The sequence below is a fragment of the Pseudomonas sp. ML2-2023-6 genome, assembly GCF_037055265.1.
Classification (GTDB): Bacteria; Pseudomonadota; Gammaproteobacteria; order Pseudomonadales; family Pseudomonadaceae; genus Aquipseudomonas; species Aquipseudomonas kulmbachensis.
In genome coordinates, this window is sequence record NZ_CP146347.1 from 2008753 (window position 1) to 2030737 (window position 21985).

Annotated in this window: 16 protein-coding genes; 7 read left to right on the forward strand and 9 right to left on the reverse strand. The window is 57.9% G+C overall.

Features of this window, described 5'->3' with window-relative positions; genetic code table 11:
• Nucleotides 1-98: 98 nt before the first annotated feature.
• From V6L79_RS09285 to V6L79_RS09320, 8 genes are all read right to left on the reverse strand, one after another.
• The gene (locus V6L79_RS09285) at nt 99-2537 is read right to left on the reverse strand and encodes a TonB-dependent siderophore receptor (RefSeq protein ID WP_321836634.1); all 2439 of its coding nucleotides are present in this window, start codon (nt 2535-2537) and stop codon (nt 99-101) included.
• 76 nt (nt 2538-2613) lie between these two features.
• Nucleotides 2614-3600, reverse strand: a complete 987-nt coding sequence (locus V6L79_RS09290; RefSeq protein WP_261741298.1) for a FecR family protein — start codon at nt 3598-3600, stop codon at nt 2614-2616.
• Between the two features lie 7 nt (nt 3601-3607).
• Nucleotides 3608-4126, reverse strand: a complete 519-nt coding sequence (locus V6L79_RS09295; RefSeq protein ID WP_261741299.1) for a sigma-70 family RNA polymerase sigma factor — start codon at nt 4124-4126, stop codon at nt 3608-3610.
• Between the two features lie 267 nt (nt 4127-4393).
• Complete coding sequence (locus tag V6L79_RS09300) at nt 4394-5128, reverse strand: phosphoadenylyl-sulfate reductase (protein WP_338580115.1); 735 nt, start codon at nt 5126-5128, stop codon at nt 4394-4396.
• A gap of 68 nt (nt 5129-5196) precedes the next feature.
• On the reverse strand, nt 5197-6540 hold the full coding sequence (gene pabB, locus V6L79_RS09305; RefSeq protein ID WP_338580116.1) for an aminodeoxychorismate synthase component I: 1344 nt from the start codon (nt 6538-6540) through the stop codon (nt 5197-5199).
• 152 nt (nt 6541-6692) lie between these two features.
• Nucleotides 6693-7676 carry an alpha-L-glutamate ligase-like protein gene (locus V6L79_RS09310; RefSeq protein WP_261741301.1) on the reverse strand — a complete coding sequence of 328 codons (984 nt, stop codon included), beginning with the start codon at nt 7674-7676 and terminating at the stop codon, nt 6693-6695.
• Entirely contained in the window at nt 7676-9208 is a 1533-nt protein-coding gene (locus V6L79_RS09315) for an inactive transglutaminase family protein (RefSeq protein ID WP_261741302.1), read from the reverse strand. Before V6L79_RS09315 ends, V6L79_RS09310 begins: the two co-directional genes overlap by 1 nt.
• A 5-nt stretch (nt 9209-9213) precedes the next feature.
• Entirely contained in the window at nt 9214-9750 is a 537-nt protein-coding gene (locus V6L79_RS09320) for an ATP-dependent zinc protease (RefSeq protein ID WP_261741303.1), read from the reverse strand.
• A gap of 280 nt (nt 9751-10030) precedes the next feature.
• Here V6L79_RS09320 and V6L79_RS09325 point away from each other — a divergent pair, with 280 nt between their 5' ends.
• The 6 genes from V6L79_RS09325 to prpD all read left to right on the forward strand — a co-directional run bounded on the left by V6L79_RS09325 (nt 10031) and on the right by prpD (nt 18460).
• Nucleotides 10031-10750, forward strand: a complete 720-nt coding sequence (locus V6L79_RS09325) for a GntR family transcriptional regulator (protein WP_338580117.1) — start codon at nt 10031-10033, stop codon at nt 10748-10750.
• Nucleotides 10747-11634 carry a methylisocitrate lyase gene (gene prpB / locus V6L79_RS09330; protein WP_261741305.1) on the forward strand — a complete coding sequence of 296 codons (888 nt, stop codon included), beginning with the start codon at nt 10747-10749 and terminating at the stop codon, nt 11632-11634. The genes V6L79_RS09325 and prpB overlap by 4 nt, the downstream gene beginning before the upstream one ends.
• A 148-nt stretch (nt 11635-11782) precedes the next feature.
• The gene (gene prpC / locus V6L79_RS09335; RefSeq protein WP_261741306.1) at nt 11783-12910 is read left to right on the forward strand and encodes a 2-methylcitrate synthase; all 1128 of its coding nucleotides are present in this window, start codon (nt 11783-11785) and stop codon (nt 12908-12910) included.
• Between the two features lie 75 nt (nt 12911-12985).
• Entirely contained in the window at nt 12986-15577 is a 2592-nt protein-coding gene (gene acnD, locus V6L79_RS09340) for a Fe/S-dependent 2-methylisocitrate dehydratase AcnD (protein WP_261741307.1), read from the forward strand.
• A 47-nt stretch (nt 15578-15624) separates the two neighbouring features.
• Nucleotides 15625-16815 carry a 2-methylaconitate cis-trans isomerase PrpF gene (gene prpF, locus V6L79_RS09345; protein WP_321835963.1) on the forward strand — a complete coding sequence of 397 codons (1191 nt, stop codon included), beginning with the start codon at nt 15625-15627 and terminating at the stop codon, nt 16813-16815.
• A gap of 160 nt (nt 16816-16975) precedes the next feature.
• Nucleotides 16976-18460, forward strand: a complete 1485-nt coding sequence (prpD, locus tag V6L79_RS09350; RefSeq protein ID WP_321835964.1) for a 2-methylcitrate dehydratase — start codon at nt 16976-16978, stop codon at nt 18458-18460.
• A 106-nt stretch (nt 18461-18566) separates the two neighbouring features.
• Here the strand turns inward: prpD and V6L79_RS09355 are convergent, their stop codons facing one another.
• Nucleotides 18567-19385, reverse strand: a complete 819-nt coding sequence (locus tag V6L79_RS09355) for a pyruvate, water dikinase regulatory protein (protein ID WP_261741310.1) — start codon at nt 19383-19385, stop codon at nt 18567-18569.
• 176 nt (nt 19386-19561) lie between these two features.
• Between V6L79_RS09355 and ppsA the strand changes: the two genes are divergently transcribed.
• Complete coding sequence (gene ppsA / locus V6L79_RS09360; protein WP_261741311.1) at nt 19562-21943, forward strand: phosphoenolpyruvate synthase; 2382 nt, start codon at nt 19562-19564, stop codon at nt 21941-21943.
• Nucleotides 21944-21985: the final 42 nt, after the last annotated feature.

The following is a 21985-nucleotide window of genomic DNA, read 5'->3' on the forward strand; positions in this document are numbered from 1 at the left end:
AAGCCTCCTGTGGGAGCGAGCCTGCTCGCGAACTGAACTTCGCGAGCAGGCTCGCTCCCACTATTTAGGTATCTCAAGCTGCTGCTGCAGAGGTTTTCTTAGAAATCCCAGCGCGTGCTGACCATTACGTTGCGCGGATCACCGTAGTACGACGAGTTGTAGAAACCGATGTTGGTGTAATACGCCTTGTCGAACACATTGTTCAGGTTGACGGTGGCCGACAGGTTTTTCGAGATCTGATAACGCGCCATCAGATCAACCAGCCAGTACGGGTCCTGGGAGAACTTCTCCACGGTGCCGCCTTTGTTCCAGTTGCTCAGCATCTGCCAGCCCGTGCCTTGCCAGCGAACGCCGCCGCCCAGGGTCAGTTTGTCGAGATCACCGGTCAGCTTGTAGCGGGTGTACAGGTTGATCTGGTCTTCAGGTTCCCAGGTCGAGACCTTTTTACCGCCCTGATCACGGCTGATCTTGTGTGTATAGCCCGCCTGCAATTGCCAGCCGGGCATCAGCTCGCCAGAAATTTCTGCTTCGTAACCTTTGGTCGTGGCCTTGATGCCTTTGTAGGCGTAGTCAATGTCCGGATTGGTCGGGTTGCCGTTGTAGGCTGTGTCTGCTTCAGGGCGGTTGTCTTGATGCACTTCGAAGTACGCCAGGCTTGAATTCAGACGTCCGTCAAAGAACTCGCCTTTTAGGCCCAGCTCATAGTTGGTGCCTTCATCGGGCTCAAGCATCTTGTTGTCGCGGTCGCGATAGTACGACTGCGGCAGGAAAATCTCGGTATAGCTGGTGTAGGCAGAAATATTGTCGTTGATGTCGTAGATCAGAGCGGCATAAGGCAGCACTTTGCCCGTGTCTTTGGCGTGGCTGGTGCCGGTCAGGGTGTAGTTGGCCACTCGGGTGCCGAGCATCAGCTTCAGGTCGTCGGTCAGGCTGAAGCGGCCGGTCACGTATGTACCGGTCTGACGAGTCGTCTCATCATTGTACGAAGTGACATTGCCCCAGTCGGGCTCAAGGCTGTCGCCTTTCCAGTTGTAGTAGTCGTAGGCGTTGTTGACCATATTGGCGTTGGTGTAGTCCTTGCCGGTCCAGTGTGACTTGGAGACCGAACCGCCAATGACTAACTCATGCTCGCGCCCCAGCAGGCTGAACGGGCCGGTGGCAAACAGGTCACCGCTGTCGCTGACATATTCGCCGGTGTACTTGCGGGCCAGCATTTTTGCCAGGCCGGTGGTCGCATCCGGGTCGAGCAGCGCGCCGAGAGGGGCATTATAGCCGTTGATCTGGTGGTTGTATTGGCCTTTGACTACCCAGCCATTGTCAAAGTTGTGTTCCAGGGTCGAGAACACCGTACGGGTGTACTGCTTCCAACTGCTCCATTTCGCGCCGTTGTTAAACGAGCGTGGAGTGCTGATTCGGTCACCTTTGGAGTTGAACAGCGAAGCGCTGCCCGACCAGCTTGAGCCTGTAGGGTTATTGTCCTGATAGTCGGCGCCAAGGGTCAGCAGGGTGTCAGGAGTCAAGTCCACTTCAAGAATGCCGTAGTAGACCTCGCTGTCGCGCTTGTAGTGGTCCATGAACGAGTGCTTGTCCTGATAGGCCGCTACGGCCCGGCCCCGCACATTGCCGCTTTCGGTTAATGGCCCGCTGACATCGATCTCGGAACGGTAGTTGTCCCATGAACCTGCGCCCACATCGATATGGGCCTTGAATTCGCGAGTGGGTTTTTTACGCACCATATTGATCGTGCCACCCGGACCGCCCGCACCGGTGAGCAGGCCGGTTGCACCCTTGAGAATCTCGACCCGGTCATAGATCGCGGTGTCGGTCAGGGTGTGCCCGGCAGAATATTGTGGGTCTTGCAGGATCGGGATGCCGTCGTACTGAAAGTTCTTGATCGCAAAACCACGGGAATAATAGCTGGTGCGATCACTGTCGTAGGTGGCCACAGTGATGCCAGGGGTGTGACGCATCACGTCATCAATTGAGTTGAGGCCGAAATCGTCCATCGCCTGGCGCGTCACTACGGAAATCGACTGCGGTGTTTCTCTGGGCGTCAGCACCATGCGGGTTGCGGTTGCGATGGAGCCGGGGGTGTAGGAGCCGCTGCCTTCGGTAATAGTCCCGAGTTGGTTGGCGCTGACTTGTGTGGCGCCCAATTCCAGGGCACCGCCGACTGCGGGCAGGGCGTTGAGCATGTAGCCATTTGCACTTTTGACTGCGGTATAACCGCTACCGCGCAGCAATGCCTCGAATCCGCTCTGTTCGTTATAGGCGCCCTGCAAACCGGGTGTCGACTGGCCTTCCAGGTCGCTCGACTGAAAAATAATCGCCACACCGGCCTGTTGCGCAAAGCGATTAAGGGCGCTGCTCAACGGGCCTGCGGGAATGTCGTAGCGTTGCACAGACGCCGATTGCGCCTGAGCAGTCGAAGCGCATACCAGTCCAGTTGTCGAAGCAACAACCAAGTGAATGGCCAGGGCTAGCGGCGTGCAGGTACGAGGCCTGAAGCGTCCTCGAGATGTGTAGGAAGTCAGCATGAAAGGCGCAGTCCTTTATGAGTCGATGTATCTAACTTGACGGCTGACTCGAGAAAAGCGGAACGAATGGGAATTATTATTTTTTAGGCGGTTGCAGTTGGCTGATCACAATCAGCCACGGGGTATAGGTTTTGATCTGCAGGGGCAGGGTTTCGGCGATCAGTTGCAGCGCCCGGTCGGTATCGTCCAGGGGCAGTACGGCCGAGATGCGCAGGTCGGCCAGGGATTTGCGATCAAACTGCAGATGGCCGCGTCGATGACGGGAGATTTCATCGAGAACCTGGGGCAGGGGCTGATTTTCAACCACCAATTGATGGCGCTCCCAGGCTTGATTGATGCTGGCCGGGGAGATAGCCCCACCGAGTTCGACCGAGTCGCTGCGAATCAGGGCCTGTGAACCGGCTCCCACTTCCAGGGTTTGTTGCTCGTTTGCACTTTGCGCCGCGACCCGAGACTGCAACATGCTTAGCACCGTGGTATCGCCCTGGCGTTTGACCACGAAGCGGGTGCCCAGGGCGCGCATGCTGCCTTGGGCGGTCTGTACGAAAAAGGGGCGGGAATTGTCATGGGCGACGTCGACCAGTACTTCACCCTGGAGCAATTCGATACGCCGCTCCTGACCGTCAAAATGGACGTTGAGCGCGGTGGTGCCGCTCAGGGTAATGGTTGAATTGTCAGCCAGGCGCTGGGTCTTCCAGTCAGTGGGGCCGGTACTGATATCGGCCATCCACTGCTCTGGATAATGGCTTTTCATGACCAGCGTGATCGGCACTGCCAGGCAACCGGCAATCAACAGCGCGCGCAGGATCTGTTTGCGTTGGGTTGCTGGTTTTCGCCCGTTGAATGCTGCGTTCAGAGCCGCTTTGGCCGGGGCCGATTGCTCACGCAATGACTGCAGGCGGTTGATCACTTCCTGCATGCGCAGGGCCGCCGCTGCGTGCTGTGGGTTTTGTTGTTTCCAGCACTCGAATTGCGCGCGCAACGCATCGCTGAAGTCTTCTTCGTGCAGACGAAGAATCCATTCGGCGGCTTGTTCATCAATACTTTGGCGCTGCTCGGACATGGCTGGATCAGGTGTCCAGGCTATGGCTGCAATGCAGCAAGGCCTGGATCAAATACTTGCGCACCGTGCGGTCAGACAATTCCAGTTGTCGGGCAATCTCGCTTTGGGTCAGGCCGTCCAGGTAATACAGCACAAAAGCCTGGCGCGCTTTGTCCTGCATGCCCTCCAGAATAAATGCGATCTGTTCCAGAGCTTCCAGTGTCGTGAGAATCTGCTCGGGTGATTGAAACCCCTCGAGTGCTTCAGCGGTTAGGGCAAGCTCTTGCAGGTAGGCGTTTTCTATTTGTTTACGGCGCACCTGATCAATGATCAGTCGGCGTGCTGTAGTGCTCAGAAAGGCTCGGGGTTCACGCAGGGTCGCCACAGACTCGCGGGCATTGAGGATTCGGGTGAAGGTGTCCTGTGCCAGATCGGCGGCATTCTGAGCGCAACCGAGCTTTCTGCGCAGCCAGCCAAACAGCCAGCCATGATGCTCGCAGTACAGTTCTGTAATGGCGGCCTGGTAGGGCGGTTCACCCGAAGACATAGGACATTGCCTAAACGTTATTGAGAATAATTACCAATTCTTAACGAAAGTCGTGGGTAAACGCAAGTTGAGCGATGGGCAGGAACAAAGAACTCAGTAGCAGCTGCCGAAGGAACGAGGTTGCGTTCGGCGGCGCAGCCGTCGTAATACTTGGGTGCTGGTTCTAAATGACACACCGCAGAGCCTGATTTCACGACGGCTGCGCCGCCGAACGCAACCTCGTTCCTTCGGCAGCTGCTACGAGGATCTGCGTGCCTACAGGGTTATCTAGTTTTTCGCGATCAAGTTGCCGGCATGCAGCCCGCATTCTTTTTGCGTGGCTTCTTCCCACCACCAGCGGCCTTCGCGTTCGTGCTGGTTGGGCAGAACCGGGCGGGTGCATGGCTCGCAGCCGATGCTGATAAAACCGCGCTCATGCAGGCTGTTGTAGGGCAGCTCCAGCATGCGGATATAGCCCCAGACTTCTTCGCTGGTCATCTGTGCCAATGGGTTGAATTTGTACAGCGTGCGCTCGGGTGTCGAGAACGCGCCGTCGATTTCCAGCGCGGCCACCTGGCTGCGGGTGCCAGGGCTCTGATCGCGGCGCTGGCCGGTGGCCCAGGCTTTGACTGTCGACAATTTGCGGCGCAGCGGCTCGATCTTGCGCACGCCACAGCATTCGCCGTGCCCATCCTTGTAGAAGCTGAACAGGCCCTTTTCCTTGACGAAGGGTTCAAGCTTGCTTTGATCGGGCGAGATCAGTTCGATCTGGATCTTGAAGTGCTCGCGCACTTGCTCGATAAACCGGTAGGTCTCGGGGTGCAGGCGGCCGGTGTCGAGGCTGAACACCTTGACGTTCTTGTTGAGCTTCCAGGCCATGTCCACCAGCACCACGTCTTCGGCGCCGCTGAAGGAGATCCAGAGTTCGTCGCCAAAGTGTTCAAAGGCGAGTTTGAGTATGTCTTGCGGGGACTTGCTGGCGTATGTCGCTGCGAGTTCGGCGACGTCAAACGGATGGCTCATCAGGCGGCTTCCTACAGTGAATGGCGCTTGGCGCTCTCTAGTGACGCGATCTTAGCAAAAAGCGCGGGCTACAGGGTTTGCAGCGTATCGAGCAGCACCTTCACCTTGGTGATCGATTCCTGATACTCGTCCTGCCAGTCGGAGTCGGCCACAATGCCGCCGCCGCCCCAGCAACTGACCTGTCCGTCCTTGACCAGCAGGCTGCGGATGGCGATGGAGCTGTCCATTTCGCCACGCACGTCCAGGTACAGCAGCGAGCCGCAGTAGATACTGCGCCGGGTGGGCTCCAGCTCGTCGATGATCTGCATGGCGCGGATTTTCGGAGCGCCGGTGATCGAACCGCCGGGGAAGCTGTCGCCGATCAGATCCAGTGCGTCTTTGCCGTCGGCCAGCTCGCCGATAACGCTGCTCACCAAATGATGCACGTTTGGGTAGCTTTCGAGGTTGAACAGTTCAGGCACGCTCACCGAGCCGGTGCGGCAAGTGCGCCCCAGATCATTGCGCAGCAAGTCGACGATCATCAGGTTTTCCGCGCGGTCCTTGGGGCTGGCCAGCAGTTCGGCGGCGTTGGCCGCATCTTCGCTGCTGTCTTTGCCCCGTGGGCGAGTACCTTTGATCGGCCGGGTTTCGACTTGATTCTGGCTGACCCGCACAAAGCGTTCCGGTGACAGGCTGAGGATAGCGTTGTTGCCCGTCAGGCTCATAAAGCCTGAAAACGGTGTCGGGCAGGCTGCCCGCAAGGCGCAATAGGCAGTCCATGCATCGCCCTGGCACTGGGCGCTGAAACGCTGGGTGTAATTAACCTGATAACAGTCGCCCGCCTGGATATAACGATGGATCTGCTCAAGTGCCTGCTCGTACTGGCTGGCGCTGATGTCCGGTTGCATGGGCTGCTTGAGCCTAAAAGGCGCATTGCACGCGGGTGAGGCGTGGCTGAACAACTGGATCAGGCGCTCACGCTCTTGTGTCTCGAGGCGTGGGTGAAATACAAGCTGGCTGGTAGCTGCATGATGGTCACTGATCAGCGCCCAGGCATGCAGGCCCAATTGCGCTTCGGGCAGTTGCAGGTCGTTGTTGGCCTGCGCTGGCAGGTGCTCAAGCAGGCGGCCGAAGTCGTAACTGAGGTAGCCGATCAGGCCGCCAGCGAAAGGCAGTTCATACGGCGCGGGCAGTACGGCATGGCCCAGTTGCTTCAGGTTGTCGCGCAGGCGCTGTAGAAACCCCCGACCGGTTTCTCCGGCCTGAACCCGCAGTTCCTGAAGTGGCCATGCGCTCATCAGGTCATAACGGCCACGCTCGGCAGTGGGGCGGCCGCTGTCGAGCAGCACGGCACCGGGCGCATGACGAATCGCCGAAAAGTACGCGGCAGGGTTGGCGTGGTAAGGCAGGGGGTGTACGGAGCAGGTCAACATGCGAAGCAAATCAGCCATCGGAGCGGGGGGCTGATTGTAGTCCTGTGCAGGACTGCAAATCTATGTGGATCGCAGCTAGAGAGCGCCACAAACCGTTGTAGCAGCTGCCGAAGGAACGAGGCTGCGTTCGGCAGCTGCTACGGTTTTCGCGATTATTCGGATTGGTGAATATGCCCGAACAACTCCTGGGCAAAGCGCACGCGCTCTTCAGGGGATTCCTTGATGCCTTTGGCCGCCAGTTCTTCGATGTGGGCTTCTACCGCATGGGTGCGCAGGGTCAGGCCGCAGTCGTTGGCAATCTGGATATTCAGCCCCGGGCGGGCGTTGAGCTCCAGAATCAGCGGGCCTTTATCCTGATCGAGCACCATGTCGACACCGATATAACCCAGGCCGCACAACTCATAACAACCGGCCGCCAGCTTCATGAAACCGTCCCAGTTGGGCAGTTGCACGCCGTCTACTGCGTTGGTGGTGTCCGGGTGTTTGCTGATGATGTTGTTCAGCCAGGTGCCACGCAGAGTCAGGCCGGTAGCAAGATCGACACCCACTCCGATTGCGCCTTGGTGCAGGTTGGCCTTGCCGCCCGACTGACGGGTCGGCAAGCGCAGCATGGCCATCACCGGGTAACCCATCAATACGATGATGCGGATATCCGGCACACCTTCGTAGCTGATGCTTTTGAAGATCTGGTCCGGTGTGACCCGGTATTCGATCAGCGCCCGATCACGGTGACCACCCAGGGAGTACAGGCCAGTCAGGATGCTGGAGATCTGATGTTCGATTTCTTCATGGCTGATGATCTTGCCCGAGACCGTGCGAAAACGGTCTTCGAAGCGATCCGCGATCACTAGAATGCCATCACCGCCAGCACCTTGCGCGGGCTTGATCACGAAGTCGCTGCGACCGCCGATGATTTCATCGAGCTTGTCGATTTCCTTCTCGGTGGAAATCACCCCATACATTTCCGGTACGTGAATACCGGCCTTGATGGCGCGTTCCTTGGTGATGATTTTGTCATCCACAATCGGGTAAAGGCTGCGTTTGTTGTACTTGAGTACGTAGTCCGCATTCCGCCGATTGATGCCCATGATGCCCCTGGCTTCGAGGGCCTTCCAGGTCTTCCAGAAGCCAAACATCAGGAGTCAGCCTTCAAGAACGCTTTGAAACGCACCAGCTCGGTCAGGCGGTAGCCGCGATAGCGACCCATTGCCAGCATAAAGCCGACCATGATCAGCAGGATCGCCGGGAAGGTAAACACGAAGTACACCAGTTCCGGGATGCTCATGACCAGGTACGCCAAAGTAGCTGCGAACAGTGTGCCGATCGCGACTTTCATGGCATGCCCGCCGCCACGCTCTTCCCAGGTGATCGACAGGCGCTCGATGGTCATGGTCAGAATCACCATCGGGAACAGTGCCACCGAGAGTCCGCGCTCCAGGCCCAGCTTGTGACTGAACAGGCTGATGGCTGCAATTAATATCACCACAAACGTCAACACGACTGACAGACGCGGCAGCATTTGCAGCTTCAAGTGCTCAAGGTAGGAGCGCAACGTCAGTCCGAGCGCGGTAATCACCGTAAACAGGATGATGCCGAAGCCCAGCTGGGTTTCGCGGAAGGCAAGGGCGATCAGTACTGGGGTAAAGGTACCCAGGGTCTGCAGGCCGATCAGGTTGCGCAGGATCAGGATCACCAGCACGCCAATCGGGATCATCACCATGATCATGAAGGTTTGCTGGGTCTGCAGTGGCAAGCCGTACAGCGAGTATTCAAGGAAGTTGGCGTCGGTATTTTCGTCCGTCAGCTTGGCCAAGCGAATGGCGTTCATTTCGCTGTTGTTCAGGCTGAACGTGACGTTGGGTTTTTTACCGCCATCGACCGTGACCATTGGCTCATCGCCGATCCACCACAACAGGCGGTCATTGGGCAGGCCTTGCTCGCCGGTCTCGGGGTTGAAGTAGAGCCAGTCATTGCCGTTAAAGCTGCGCAGCCACAACTCCGGATTTTGCGGCTGATCGGCCACCAGGCGGATGGTGTGGACTTTTTCCATGGGCACGTGGGCAATCGACAACAGCAGTTCAATAACCTGAGCCTTGTGTGCGGTCGATGGATCGCCCGCCAGCAGCAGCTTCACGTTGTCGTCGTTGGGGTTGCTGACGCGCTTGATGGTCTCGCTGATAAAGGTTTCGACATCGGCCGAGTGCTGGCGAATAGGTGCCAGCAAGGCTTCGGCGGCAATTTTTTCCGGGCCTTCGACGGCAATACTGTCACGGAAAACCGGGCCTTTGACCTTGGTCTTGTCGCCCGAATAGCGCTTGGTCAGCACCAGTCGGTAGTAGAGCGTCTGCTTGCCACTGACTCGGCGGGCCGACCAGGTGACTTTGCGGTTGCCATCAACCCGGTTGACGCTCACTCCGTAGTTATTGGAAATAAAGCTCTCGTTCAGACTGACGTAGTCGCGGTTCAGCGGCGGTACGAACATCTGGATCTTGACCGGGTCTTTGGAGCTGGCGACGAATTCGACTTTGGCGTCGATATTCCACAAGTCGTCCGTGGCGTCTTCGGTCACAGGAATGCCGAGGGCGAAAATCTGGTAGGCCGTAATCGATATGCCCAGCACCACAAGGATGGTGATCAAGATTTTCAGGTGAAGGGTAAGCGCGCGCATTTCAATTACTCTGCGGTTTGAGCGTTAGCGACGCAGGCAGGTTTGCCAGCAGCGTATTTAAGACTTGGGTCAACCAGCGCATCAAAGCGTTTTAGCGCTTCGGAGCCGATCAACAGCGGGTATTGGAACGCACTTCTATCGGTCAAGTTCACTTCGATGGTGCGCAAAGCCTTGCCCATGCAAATTTCCAGGGCAATAACCGGGCGTGAGGTGTAGTTCTTGTCCGCCTGCGGGTCGTAGTCACCCGATCGGCGCTTGATCTTGCTGACGCGTGCCAGCGGCCGTTCGATAGGGTGCGAGTGGGCATCGTCGATGGCCAGGTAGAAACGTACCCAGCTCTCGCCATCACGTTTGAAGCGCTTGATGTCACGGGCACTGAGTGAGGCGGTTTTGGCTCCGGTGTCGAGTTTGGCAGCCACTTGCAGATCTATGCCTGCCAGTTCGGCGTATTCATTGAGGCCATACACGGTTTTTTCGCCAGCCAGGCTCAAGCCCGGTACACACAGCAGGCAAGCGAGGATGTAGAAGGGGGCAAATTTCATAAATCGGTGCACGTCTCTTGCAATCTTCAGTTCAAGGCACTGGCAGTACAGAGCAAGTTTCCTCGTGCGGCTGCTCTATGGATGAGAGCAGGGCGGATGCGGTCGGCATTCTAACATGATGGTTTTATGACGCCAGCGCCGGGGTGCTTTGTACAGGGGGAAGTCCTGCGGGTCCGATCAAGGTCTTATTAGACGATTGTCGACAATACCTATTTATTCTTTGACTAGTAAGGTAGAAATGGCTAGTTTTGGCACTATTGATTTGCAAGGTGTCGACAATATGCTGCAAGCACTAGAGCCAGCCATGATCCCTCAGGACGATTCGGAAACCCTTTCCGAGAACGTCTTTCGGCGTATTCAGGCGGCTATTGTCAAAGGCGAAATCGCCCCCGGCAGCAAAATCTCCGAACCTGAACTGGCGCGTACCTACGGCATCAGCCGAGGGCCTTTGCGCGAAGCCATTCACCGCCTTGAAGGCCAGCGCTTGCTGGTGCGGGTGCCCCATGTCGGTGCTCGGGTCGTGTCGCTGAGCCACGCAGAGCTGATTGAACTCTACGAAATTCGCGAATCCCTTGAAGGCATGGCCTGTCGCTTGGCCGCTGAACGCATGAGCGATGAAGACATCGCCGAGTTGCGCCAGGTACTTGAAACCCATGAGCGCGACGAGGCGTTTCAGGCCGGTGTCGGCTACTACCAGCAGGAAGGCGACTTCGATTTTCATTACAAGATTATTCAGGGCAGCGGCAACCGCACCCTGACGCAAATGCTCTGCGGCGAGCTGTATCAATTGGTGCGCATGTACCGCATCCAGTTCTCCACTATGCCCAATCGCCCGCATCAGGCGTTTGCCGAGCATCACCGTATTCTCGATGCCATTGCCGATCGCGACGGCGAATTGGCCGAGTTGTTGATGCGCCGACATATCGGCGCCTCGAAACGCAATATTGCGCGTCACTATCAAGACGCCCAGCAGACAGCCACTCCACGAGGTGAGTCATGAGCAATAAGAACAGTCCAGGCCAGCGTTTCCGTGATGCAGTCGCCAGTGAACATCCTTTGCAGGTGGTGGGCGCGATCAACGCCAATCACGCGTTGCTGGCCCAGCGTGCCGGTTTCAAGGCGATCTACCTGTCGGGTGGTGGCGTCGCGGCAGGGTCTTTGGGCGTGCCGGACCTGGGTATTACTGGCCTGGACGATGTACTGACTGATGTACGGCGCATTACCGATGTATGTGATCTGCCGCTGCTGGTAGACGTGGATACCGGCTTTGGCTCCTCGTTCTTCAACGTGTCGCGTACCGTCAAATCAATGATCAAGTTTGGCGCTGCAGCGATTCATATCGAAGATCAGGTGGGTGCCAAGCGTTGCGGCCATCGCCCGAACAAGGAAATCGTCTCGCTGCAAGAGATGGTCGACCGTATTAAAGCTGCGGTCGATGCGCGCACCGATGACAGCTTCGTGATCATGGCACGTACCGATGCGCTGGCGGTGGAAGGCCTGGAGTCTGCGCTGGAACGTGCAGCAGCCTGCGTTGAAGCGGGCGCGGACATGGTCTTCCCGGAAGCCATTACCGAACTCGAGATGTACAAGCTGTTCGCCAACCGGGTGAAGGCACCGATCCTGGCCAATATCACCGAGTTCGGTGCAACGCCGCTGTACACCACTGAACAACTGGCTGGCGCTGACGTATCGCTGGTGCTGTACCCGCTGTCGGCATTCCGTGCGATGAACAAGGCGGCCGAAAATGTGTACTCCGCCATCCGCCGCGACGGCACCCAGCAAAACGTGATCGACACCATGCAAACCCGCATGGAGCTGTATGACGCGATCAACTACCACTCGTTTGAGCAGAAGCTCGATGCGGTGTTTGCCGCGAAGAAGTAACAGAACACGGTGATCCTGTGGGAGCGAGCCTGCTCGCGAAGTTAACGCTGGTATTGACGACGTTCGCGAGCAGGCTCGCTCCCACAGTGGTATGTATTGAATCAAGTAGTTGCCGAATCCCTAACAAATTCAAGATTGGAGAAGCGCAATGGCCGAAGCAAAAGTATTGAGTGGTGCCGGGTTACGCGGCCAGGTCGCCGGGCAAACAGCCCTGTCCACCGTAGGTCAGGAAGGCGCGGGCCTCACTTATCGTGGATATGACGTACGCGAACTGGCAGCCGATGCCCGCTTCGAGGAAGTGGCTTACCTGCTGCTGTACGGCGAACTGCCTACCAAAGCCGAATTGGCTGCATACACGACCAAACTGCAAAAGCTGCGAGATCTGCCACAAGCACTGAAAGAAGTGCTGGAGCGCATTCCCGCTGACGCTCACCCGATGGACGTGATGCGCACCGGATGTTCGTTCCTGGGCAACATCGAGCCGGAGAAAGACTTCTCCGAACAGCATGACAAGACCGACCGACTGCTGGCCGCTTTCCCGGCGATCATGTGCTACTGGTATCGCTTCAGCCACGATGGCAAACGTATCAACTGCGTGACCGACGAAGAGTCCATCGGTGGCCACTTCCTGCACTTGCTGCACGACAAGAAGCCGAGCGAGTTGCACGTTAAAGTGATGAACGTGTCGCTGATCCTCTACGCCGAGCACGAATTCAACGCCTCGACCTTCACCGCGCGGGTGTGTGCATCGACCCTGTCCGACCTGTACTCGTGCATCACGGCAGCCATCGGTTCGCTGCGCGGCCCGTTGCACGGTGGCGCCAACGAAGCGGCAATGGAAATGATCGAGCGCTTCGGTTCTGCGCAAGAGGCGGTGGAAGGCACCCTCGGCATGCTGGCGCGCAAGGACAAGATCATGGGCTTTGGCCACGCGATCTACAAAGACAGCGATCCGCGTAACGAGGTGATCAAGGGCTGGTCGAAAAAACTGGCAGACGAAGTGGGCGACACCGTGTTGTTCAAGGTTTCCGAAGCAATCGACAAGACCATGTGGGAGCAAAAGAAGCTGTTCCCCAACGCCGACTTCTACCATGCCTCGGCGTACCACTTCATGGGCATCCCGACCAAGCTGTTCACTCCGATCTTTGTCTGCTCACGCCTCACCGGCTGGGCTGCGCATGTGTTCGAACAGCGCGCCAACAACCGCATCATCCGTCCGAGCGCCGAGTACATCGGCGTAGAACAGCGCAAGTTCGTGCCAATCGAGCGTCGCTGAGTGAGGAAGCTGGCTTGCGCTGATTGCGCAAGCCAGTTCCCCCTTTTGTAACTACCGTGATCGAGTCCTGCGCCAATGAATACTGAATTTCGCAAAACACTACCGGGCACCCGGCTGGATTACTTCGACACCCGCGCGGCAGTCGATGCGATCAAGCCCGGCGCTTACGACACCCTGCCTTACACCTCCCGCGTACTGGCCGAAAACCTGGTGCGCCGCTGTGATCCGGCAACCCTGAATGCCTCGCTGAGCCAGTTGATTGATCGCAAGCGCGATCTCGACTTTCCATGGTTCCCGGCACGCGTGGTGTGCCACGACATTCTGGGCCAGACCGCGCTGGTCGACCTCGCCGGTTTGCGTGACGCCATCGCCCAGCAAGGCGGTGACCCGGCCCAGGTCAACCCGGTGGTGCCGACCCAACTGATCGTCGACCACTCGCTGGCGGTTGAATGCGGCGGTTACGACCCTGAAGCGTTTGAAAAGAACCGCGCCATCGAAGACCGTCGTAACGAAGACCGTTTCCACTTTATCGAGTGGACCAAAAAGGCCTTTAAAAACGTCGACGTGATCCCGCCAGGCAACGGCATCATGCACCAGATCAACCTGGAGAAAATGTCTCCGGTGATCCAGGTGCGCGACGGCGTGGCCTTCCCGGACACCTGCGTGGGCACTGACAGCCACACCCCGCACGTCGACTCCCTGGGCGTGATCGCCATTGGGGTCGGCGGCCTTGAAGCTGAAAGCGTGATGCTTGGCCGTGCTTCGTGGATGCGCCTGCCGGAAATCGTCGGTGTTGAGCTGACCGGCAAGCTGCAACCGGGCATTACCGCCACCGATATGGTGCTGGCACTGACCGAGTTCCTGCGCCAGCAAAAAGTGGTCGGTGCCTGGCTGGAGTTCTTCGGTGAAGGCGCCGCCGCGCTGACCCTGGGCGACCGTGCAACCATCTCCAACATGGCCCCGGAATACGGCGCCACGGCAGCGATGTTCTACATCGACCAGCAAACCATCGACTACCTCAAACTGACCGGTCGCGAAGACCAGCAAGTGCAGCTTGTAGAAAACTATGCCAAGGTCAGCGGCCTGTGGGGCGACAGCCTCAAGGGCGCGCAATACGAGCGTAACCTGAGCTTTGATCTGTCATCCGTGGTGCGCAACATGGCTGGCCCGAGCAACCCCCACGCTCGCGTCGCAACCTCCGATCTGGCCGCCAAGGGCATCGCCGGTCAATGGGACGACGTGCCGGGGCAAATGCCCGACGGCGCGGTGATCATCGCGGCCATCACCAGTTGCACCAACACCAGCAACCCGCGCAACGTGATTGCTGCGGGGCTGATGGCACGCAACGCCAACAAGCTCGGTCTGGCTCGCAAGCCGTGGGTCAAAACCTCGCTGGCGCCAGGCTCAAAAACCGTTGCCCTGTACCTCGACGAAGCCGGCTTGACCCACGAACTGGAGAAGTTGGGCTTTGGTGTAGTGGCGTTTGCCTGCACTACATGCAACGGTATGTCCGGCGCACTGGACCCGGTTATTCAGCAGGAAATCATCGATCGCGACCTGTACGCCACCGCCGTACTGTCGGGTAACCGCAACTTTGACGGGCGAATTCACCCGTACGCCAAGCAGGCGTTTCTCGCCTCGCCACCGCTGGTGGTGGCCTATGCGATTGCCGGGACCATCCGTTTCGATATCGAAAAAGACGTGCTGGGCCTGGATGCCGACGGCAAGGAAATCCGCCTGAAAGACATCTGGCCGAGCGACGAAGAAATCGACGCCGTGGTCAAGGCTGCGGTCAAGCCGGAGCAGTTCCGCAAGGTGTATATCCCGATGTTCGCCATTCACGAAGACACCGGTCCGAAAGTCGAGCCGCTGTATGACTGGCGCCCGCAGAGCACTTACATCCGCCGTCCTCCGTATTGGGAAGGTGCGCTGGCCGGTGCGCGTCCACTCAAAGGCATGCGCCCACTGGCAGTGCTGCCGGACAACATCACCACCGACCACTTGTCGCCGTCCAACGCCATCATGCTCGACAGCGCTGCAGGCGAGTACCTGGCGAAAATGGGCCTGCCGGAAGTCGACTTCAACTCTTACGCAACTCACCGTGGCGACCATTTGACCGCCCAGCGCGCAACCTTTGCCAACCCGAAACTGTTCAATGAAATGGTAATCGAGGACGGCAAGGTCAAGCAGGGCTCGCTGACCCGACTTGAGCCCGAAGGCCAGGTGATGCGCATGTGGGAGGCCATTGAAACCTACATGGAACGCAAGCAACCGCTGATCATCATTGCGGGCGCCGACTACGGCCAGGGCTCTTCCCGTGACTGGGCGGCCAAAGGTGTGCGCCTGGCGGGTGTCGAAGCCATTGCTGCTGAAGGCTTTGAGCGTATTCACCGCACCAATCTTGTAGGTATGGGTGTATTGCCGCTGGAATTTATGCCGGGTACCAACCGTAAAACCCTGCAGATCGACGGCAGCGAAACCTACGACGTGATCGGCGAGCGCACTCCGCGTGCCACGCTGACCCTGGTGATTACCCGCAAAAATGGCGAGCGCGTCGAAGTGCCCGTGACTTGCCGTCTGGACACGGCTGAAGAAGTTTCGATCTATGAAGCGGGCGGCGTGTTGCAGCGCTTTGCCCAGGACTTCCTGGAATCAGCCACCGCGTGATCACTGCGCCGGGGCCCTGTGCCCCGGCCTTAACAGGACTGTGTTTTATGGCCTATGCAGCGCAAATCAAAATCCCCGCGACTTACATGCGCGGAGGCACCAGTAAAGGCGTGTTTTTCAGTCTGCTCGACTTGCCGGCCGTGGCCCAAGTGCCGGGTGCGGCCCGTGATGCCTTGCTGTTGCGGGTAATCGGCAGCCCCGATCCCTATGAAAAGCAAATTGACGGCATGGGCGCGGCGACTTCCAGCACCAGCAAAACCGTGATCGTAAGCAAAAGCCTGCACGCCGATCATGACGTGGACTACCTGTTCGGTCAGGTAGCTATCGACAAGCCTTTCGTGGACTGGAGCGGCAACTGCGGCAACCTGTCGGCGGCCGTGGGCTCGTTTGCCGTCAGCAGCGGTCTGGTGGATGCCAGCCGAATTCCGCTTAACGGTACGGCTGTGGTGCGTATCTGGCAGGCCAATATCAGCAAAACCATCATTGCCCATGTACCGATCACTGACGGTGCGGTGCAGGAAACCGGTGGTTTTGAACTCGATGGCGTGACCTTTCCGGCAGCCGAAGTTCAGCTGGAGTTCCTTAACCCTGCGGCGGATGAAGAGGGCGCAGGTGGTTCGATGTTCCCGACTGGCAATCTGGTAGATGACCTTGAAGTGCCGGGTGTGGGCACCTTGAACGTAACCATGATCAATGCCGGGATTCCGACGATTTTCGTTAATGCGCGGGACATCGGTTACACCGGTGCTGAACTGCAAAACGACATCAACAGCGATCCGAAAGCCTTGGCCATGTTCGAAACCATTCGCGCTCACGGCGCGTTGCGCATGGGTCTGATCGACAAGCTTGAAGATGCCGCCAAGCGCCAGCACACGCCCAAGGTCGCGTTTGTGGCACCGCCAGTGGCTTATGTGTCATCCAGCGGCAAGCCGGTGGCGGCACAGGACGTGGACTTGCTGGTGCGGGCCTTGTCGATGGGCAAGTTGCACCACGCGATGATGGGCACTGCTGCGGTGGCAATCGGTACGGCGGCGGCGATTCCAGGCACGCTGGTCAATCTGGCTGCGGGCGGCGAGTTACGCAGTGCCGTGCGCTTCGGACATCCGTCGGGCACCTTGCGCGTGGGCGCTGAAGCACGGCAGGTCAATGGCGAATGGGTCGTGACCAAAGCCATCATGAGCCGCAGCGCGCGAGTCTTGATGGAAGGCTGGGTGCGAGTGCCGGGCGATTCGTTTTGAATGCGTGAATCCTTTGCCCTCACCCCAATCCTCTCCCTTTGGGAAAGGATTGGGGTGAGGGCTTTTGATTTGGATACATCAAGCGGGCACTCCAGACCCGCAAAAGCACGATGACCCTGAGGATGGAACACGACACTTACCCACTCTTTGGAGAAACCCCATGAGCGCCAACGTCGACCTCAACAACCGCCCGGACTATGACCAGGTTTTGCAGGACATAGCCGATTATGTCCTGACCTACAGAATTACCTCTCCCGAAGCCCTTAACACCGCGCGCAACTGCCTGATGGACACCTTGGGCTGCGGCCTGCTGGCGTTGCGTTTCCCGGAGTGCACCAAACACCTGGGGCCGATTGTCGAGGGTACGGTGGTGCCGTTTGGTGCACGGGTGCCGGGTACCTCGCATCGTCTCGACCCGGTCAAGGCTGCATGGGACATTGGCTGCATCGTGCGTTGGCTGGATTACAACGACACCTGGCTGGCGGCGGAGTGGGGGCATCCTTCGGACAACCTGGGCGGTATTCTGGCGGTGGCCGATCACCTGTCGCAAAAGCGTGTAGCCAATGGCGAAGCGCCGCTTACGGTACGGGCAGTGCTCGAAGCCATGATCATGGCCCATGAGATTCAGGGCGTGATTGCCCTGGAAAACTCCTTCAACCGTGTCGGTCTGGACCATGTGTTGCTGGTCAAGGTCGCCTCAACGGCGGTCTGCGCCAAGCTGATGGGGGCCAATCGCGAGCAGTTGCTGTCGGCCTTGTCCCACGCTTTTGTGGATGGGCAGGCACTGCGTACCTATCGTCATGCGCCGAACGCGGGGTCGCGCAAATCCTGGGCAGCCGGGGATGCGTCAAGTCGCGGCGTGCGCTTAGCCGATATCGCGCTGCGAGGCGAGATGGGGGTTCCCGGGGTGCTTACGGCACCACAGTGGGGTTTTTACGATGTGCTGTTCAGTCATACCAACAAGGATCTGGCGCTCAAGCCCGAAGGTCAGCGCCAGTTCAGCCTGAGCCAGCCCTATGGCACGTATGTAATGGAAAACGTGCTGTTCAAGATCAGCTTTCCGGCCGAGTTCCATGCGCAGACGGCGTGCGAAGCGGCGGTGACGCTGCATCCGCAGGTCAGGAATCGTCTGCATGAAATCGAAAAAATCGTGATTACAACCCATGAATCGGCGATTCGGATCATTTCCAAGCAAGGCAAATTGGCCAACGCAGCGGACCGGGATCATTGCATTCAATACATGACGGCCGTGCCGCTGGCCTTTGGCAATCTGGTAGCCGAGCAATATGAAGATGACTTTCACGCGGCGCATCCGATCATCGATGAGTTGCGCGAGAAGATGGTAGTGGTCGAAGATCCGCGCTACACCCGCGAGTATCTGGAGGCCGATAAGCGCTCGATCGCCAATGCGATTCAGGTGTTTTTCTCCGATGGCACCTGCACAGAGCAAGTGGTGGTGGAGTATCCAATTGGCCATCGCCGGCGTCGGGCAGAAGGGATTCCATTGCTGGAAGACAAGTTCAAGGCCAATTTGGCGACCCGTTTCGTGGGTCAGCGTTGTGCTGAAATTTTCGCGCTGTGCAAGGACCAGGCTGCGTTGGAGGCGATGCCGGTTAACCGGTTTGTGGACCTGTTGGTGATCTGAATTTTGTAGCCGCTGCCGAAGGCTGCGATAAGGGCCGAAGGAACTTCAGGGCGCTGCGCACCCCATCGCAGCCTGCGGCAGCGGCTACACGCAGGCAGTGCTGCGATTACTTGAAGCGCCGCTCCACGCCTTTTTCGACCAGAATCTTGGCCGAGATTTCTTCTACCGAGAAGTGTGTGGAGTTGATGTGCGGGATGTTTTCGCGCTGGAACAGGCGCTCTACTTCGCGGACTTCAAATTCGCACTGGGCAAAACTGGAATAACGGCTGTTGGGCTTGCGCTCGTTACGAATGGCCGTCAAGCGGTCCGGGTCGATGGTCAGGCCAAACAGCTTGTGTTTGTGCTCGCGCAGGGCCGCAGGCAGCTTGAGGTTTTCCATATCGTCATCGGTCAGCGGGTAGTTGGCTGCACGGATGCCGAATTGCATGGCCATATACAGGCAGGTTGGGGTTTTGCCGCAACGCGATACGCCCACCAGAATCAGGTCGGCCTTGTCATATTTGTGAGTGCGGGCGCCGTCGTCGTTGTCGAGGGCAAAGTTCACCGCCTCGATACGCTCCATATAGTTGGAGTTATGCCCGATAGAGTGGGATTTACCCACCGAGTAGGAGGAGTGCTCACCCAGTGCCTGTTCCAGTGGCGCCAGGAAGCTGGAGAAGATGTCGATCATGAAACCATTGGACGTGGCGAGGATCTCGCGAATGTCCTGATTGACGATAGTGTCGAAAATTATCGGGCTAAAGCCGTCTTTTTCGGCGGCGTTATCGATTTGTTGTACCATCGCCCGGGCTTTTTCCACGCTGTCTATATAGGGGCGTGTGAACTTGCTGAAGGTCACATTTTCGAATTGTGCCAACAAACTTTGACCGAGGTTTTCGGCCGTAATGCCGGTGCCATCGGAGATAAAGAAAGCAGATCGTTTCATTTGCGCCTAGGCCCTTAAGCTGGTGACGATTCTTGGATATGATAGGCGCGATTTTGTCGCGCTACATGGCAGGCAGTGTCACTTATTTTCCGGGTCCAGGCCACAATCGCTGCGATGCCTCATGATGAGGGTCCAGCGCCCTGAGCTTTTCCAACACAGTTAGTGGAGAGATCACCTTGGTAGAGTACGTAGTTTCCCTCGATAAGCTCGGCGTCCATGATGTAGAGCACGTGGGGGGCAAGAACGCATCCCTCGGCGAGATGATCAGTAATCTTGCAGGCGCTGGTGTTTCAGTTCCCGGTGGCTTCGCCACTACTTCTCAGGCATATCGTGATTTTCTTGAGCTGAGTGGTTTGAACGACCAGATCCATGCTGCGCTGGATGCGCTGGATGTTGATGACGTTAACGCTTTGGCAAAAACAGGTGCCCAGATCCGTAAATGGATCATGGAAGCCGAGTTCCCGGAGAAGCTTAACGCCGAAATTCGTACCGCCTTTGCCACCCTGTCCCAAGGCAACCCGGACATGGCTGTTGCCGTGCGTTCCTCGGCTACCGCCGAAGACTTGCCGGACGCGTCCTTTGCCGGTCAGCAAGAAACTTTCCTGAACATTCGTGGCGTTGAAAACGTGATTCGTGCGGCCAAGGAAGTATTTGCCTCCTTGTTCAACGACCGTGCGATTTCTTACCGCGTGCACCAGGGCTTCGACCACAAACTGGTCGCCCTGTCGGCAGGCGTGCAGCGCATGGTGCGCTCTGAAACCGGCACCGCTGGCGTGATGTTCACCCTGGACACTGAGTCGGGCTTCCGTGATGTAGTGTTTATCACCGGCGCCTACGGCCTAGGTGAAACCGTCGTACAAGGCGCGGTAAACCCGGACGAGTTCTACGTCCACAAACAAACTCTGGAAGCGGGCCGCCCGGCGATTTTGCGTCGCAACTTGGGCAGCAAAGCCATCAAGATGATTTACGGCGCCGAAGCCACGGCCGGTAAATCGGTCAAGGTGATCGACGTAGATAAAGCCGATCGTGCACGTTTCTGTCTGACCGACGCTGAAGTCAGCGAACTGGCCAAACAAGCGATGATCATCGAAAAGCACTACAAGTGCCCGATGGACATCGAGTGGGCCAAAGACGGTGATGACGGCAAGCTGTACATCGTTCAGGCACGTCCTGAAACCGTGAAAAGCCGCAGCACCGGTAACGTCATGGAGCGTTACCTGCTCAAGGAAACCGGCACCGTGCTCGCTGAAGGTCGCGCCATTGGCCAGCGTATTGGTGCGGGCAAGGTTCGCATCATTAAAGACGTGTCGGAAATGGACAAGGTCCAGCCGGGCGATGTGTTGGTGTCGGACATGACCGACCCGGACTGGGAACCGGTAATGAAGCGTGCCAGCGCCATCGTGACCAACCGTGGTGGTCGTACCTGCCATGCGGCAATTATCGCTCGCGAGCTGGGTATCCCGGCTGTGGTGGGCTGCGGCAACGCGACCCAGCTGTTGAAAGACGGCCAGGGCGTTACTGTTTCGTGTGCTGAAGGCGATACGGGCTTTATTTTCGAAGGCGAGTTGGGCTTCGATATCAAGAAAAACTCCGTGGATGCCATGCCTGATCTGCCGTTCAAGATCATGATGAACGTCGGCAACCCGGATCGTGCGTTTGACTTCGCGCAACTGCCGAACGCCGGTGTGGGCCTGGCCCGCCTTGAGTTCATCATCAACCGCATGATCGGTGTGCACCCCAAGGCGCTGCTGAACTACGACGGTCTGCCGCAGGAAATCAAGGACAGCGTCGACAAGCGCATCGCGGGCTACAACGATCCGGTTGGCTTCTACGTTGAAAAACTGGTTGAAGGCATCAGCACCTTGGCTGGCGCGTTTACCCCGAAGAAAGTGATTGTGCGTCTGTCGGACTTCAAGTCCAACGAATACGCCAACTTGATCGGCGGTAAGCTCTACGAGCCGGAAGAAGAAAACCCGATGCTGGGCTTCCGTGGTGCTTCGCGTTACATCAGCGAAAACTTCCGCGATTGCTTCGAGCTGGAATGCCGTGCGCTCAAGCGCGTACGCAACGAGATGGGCTTTACCAACGTTGAAATCATGGTGCCGTTCGTACGCACCTTGGGTGAAGCGAGCCAGGTGATCGATCTGCTGGCTGAAAACGGTCTGAAACGCGGCGAAAACGGTCTGCGCATCATCATGATGTGTGAATTGCCGTCCAACGCGATTCTGGCTGAAGAGTTCCTTGAGTTCTTCGACGGCTTCTCCATCGGATCCAACGACCTGACTCAGCTGACCTTGGGGCTGGATCGTGACTCCGGTGTGATCGCGCATCTGTTTGACGAGCGCAATCCTGCGGTCAAAAAGCTTCTGTCCAACGCCATTCAGGCGTGCAACAAGGCTGGCAAATACATCGGTATTTGCGGCCAGGGCCCGTCCGATCACCCGGATCTGGCGCTGTGGTTGATGGAGCAGGGCATTGAAAGTGTTTCCCTGAACCCGGACAGCGTGCTGGAAACCTGGTTCTTCCTGGCAGAAGGTCAGGCTCAGGCTCAGGCATAAGTCGTTGAGAGAGGGGCAGGGCAGCCACACGGCTGCTCTGCT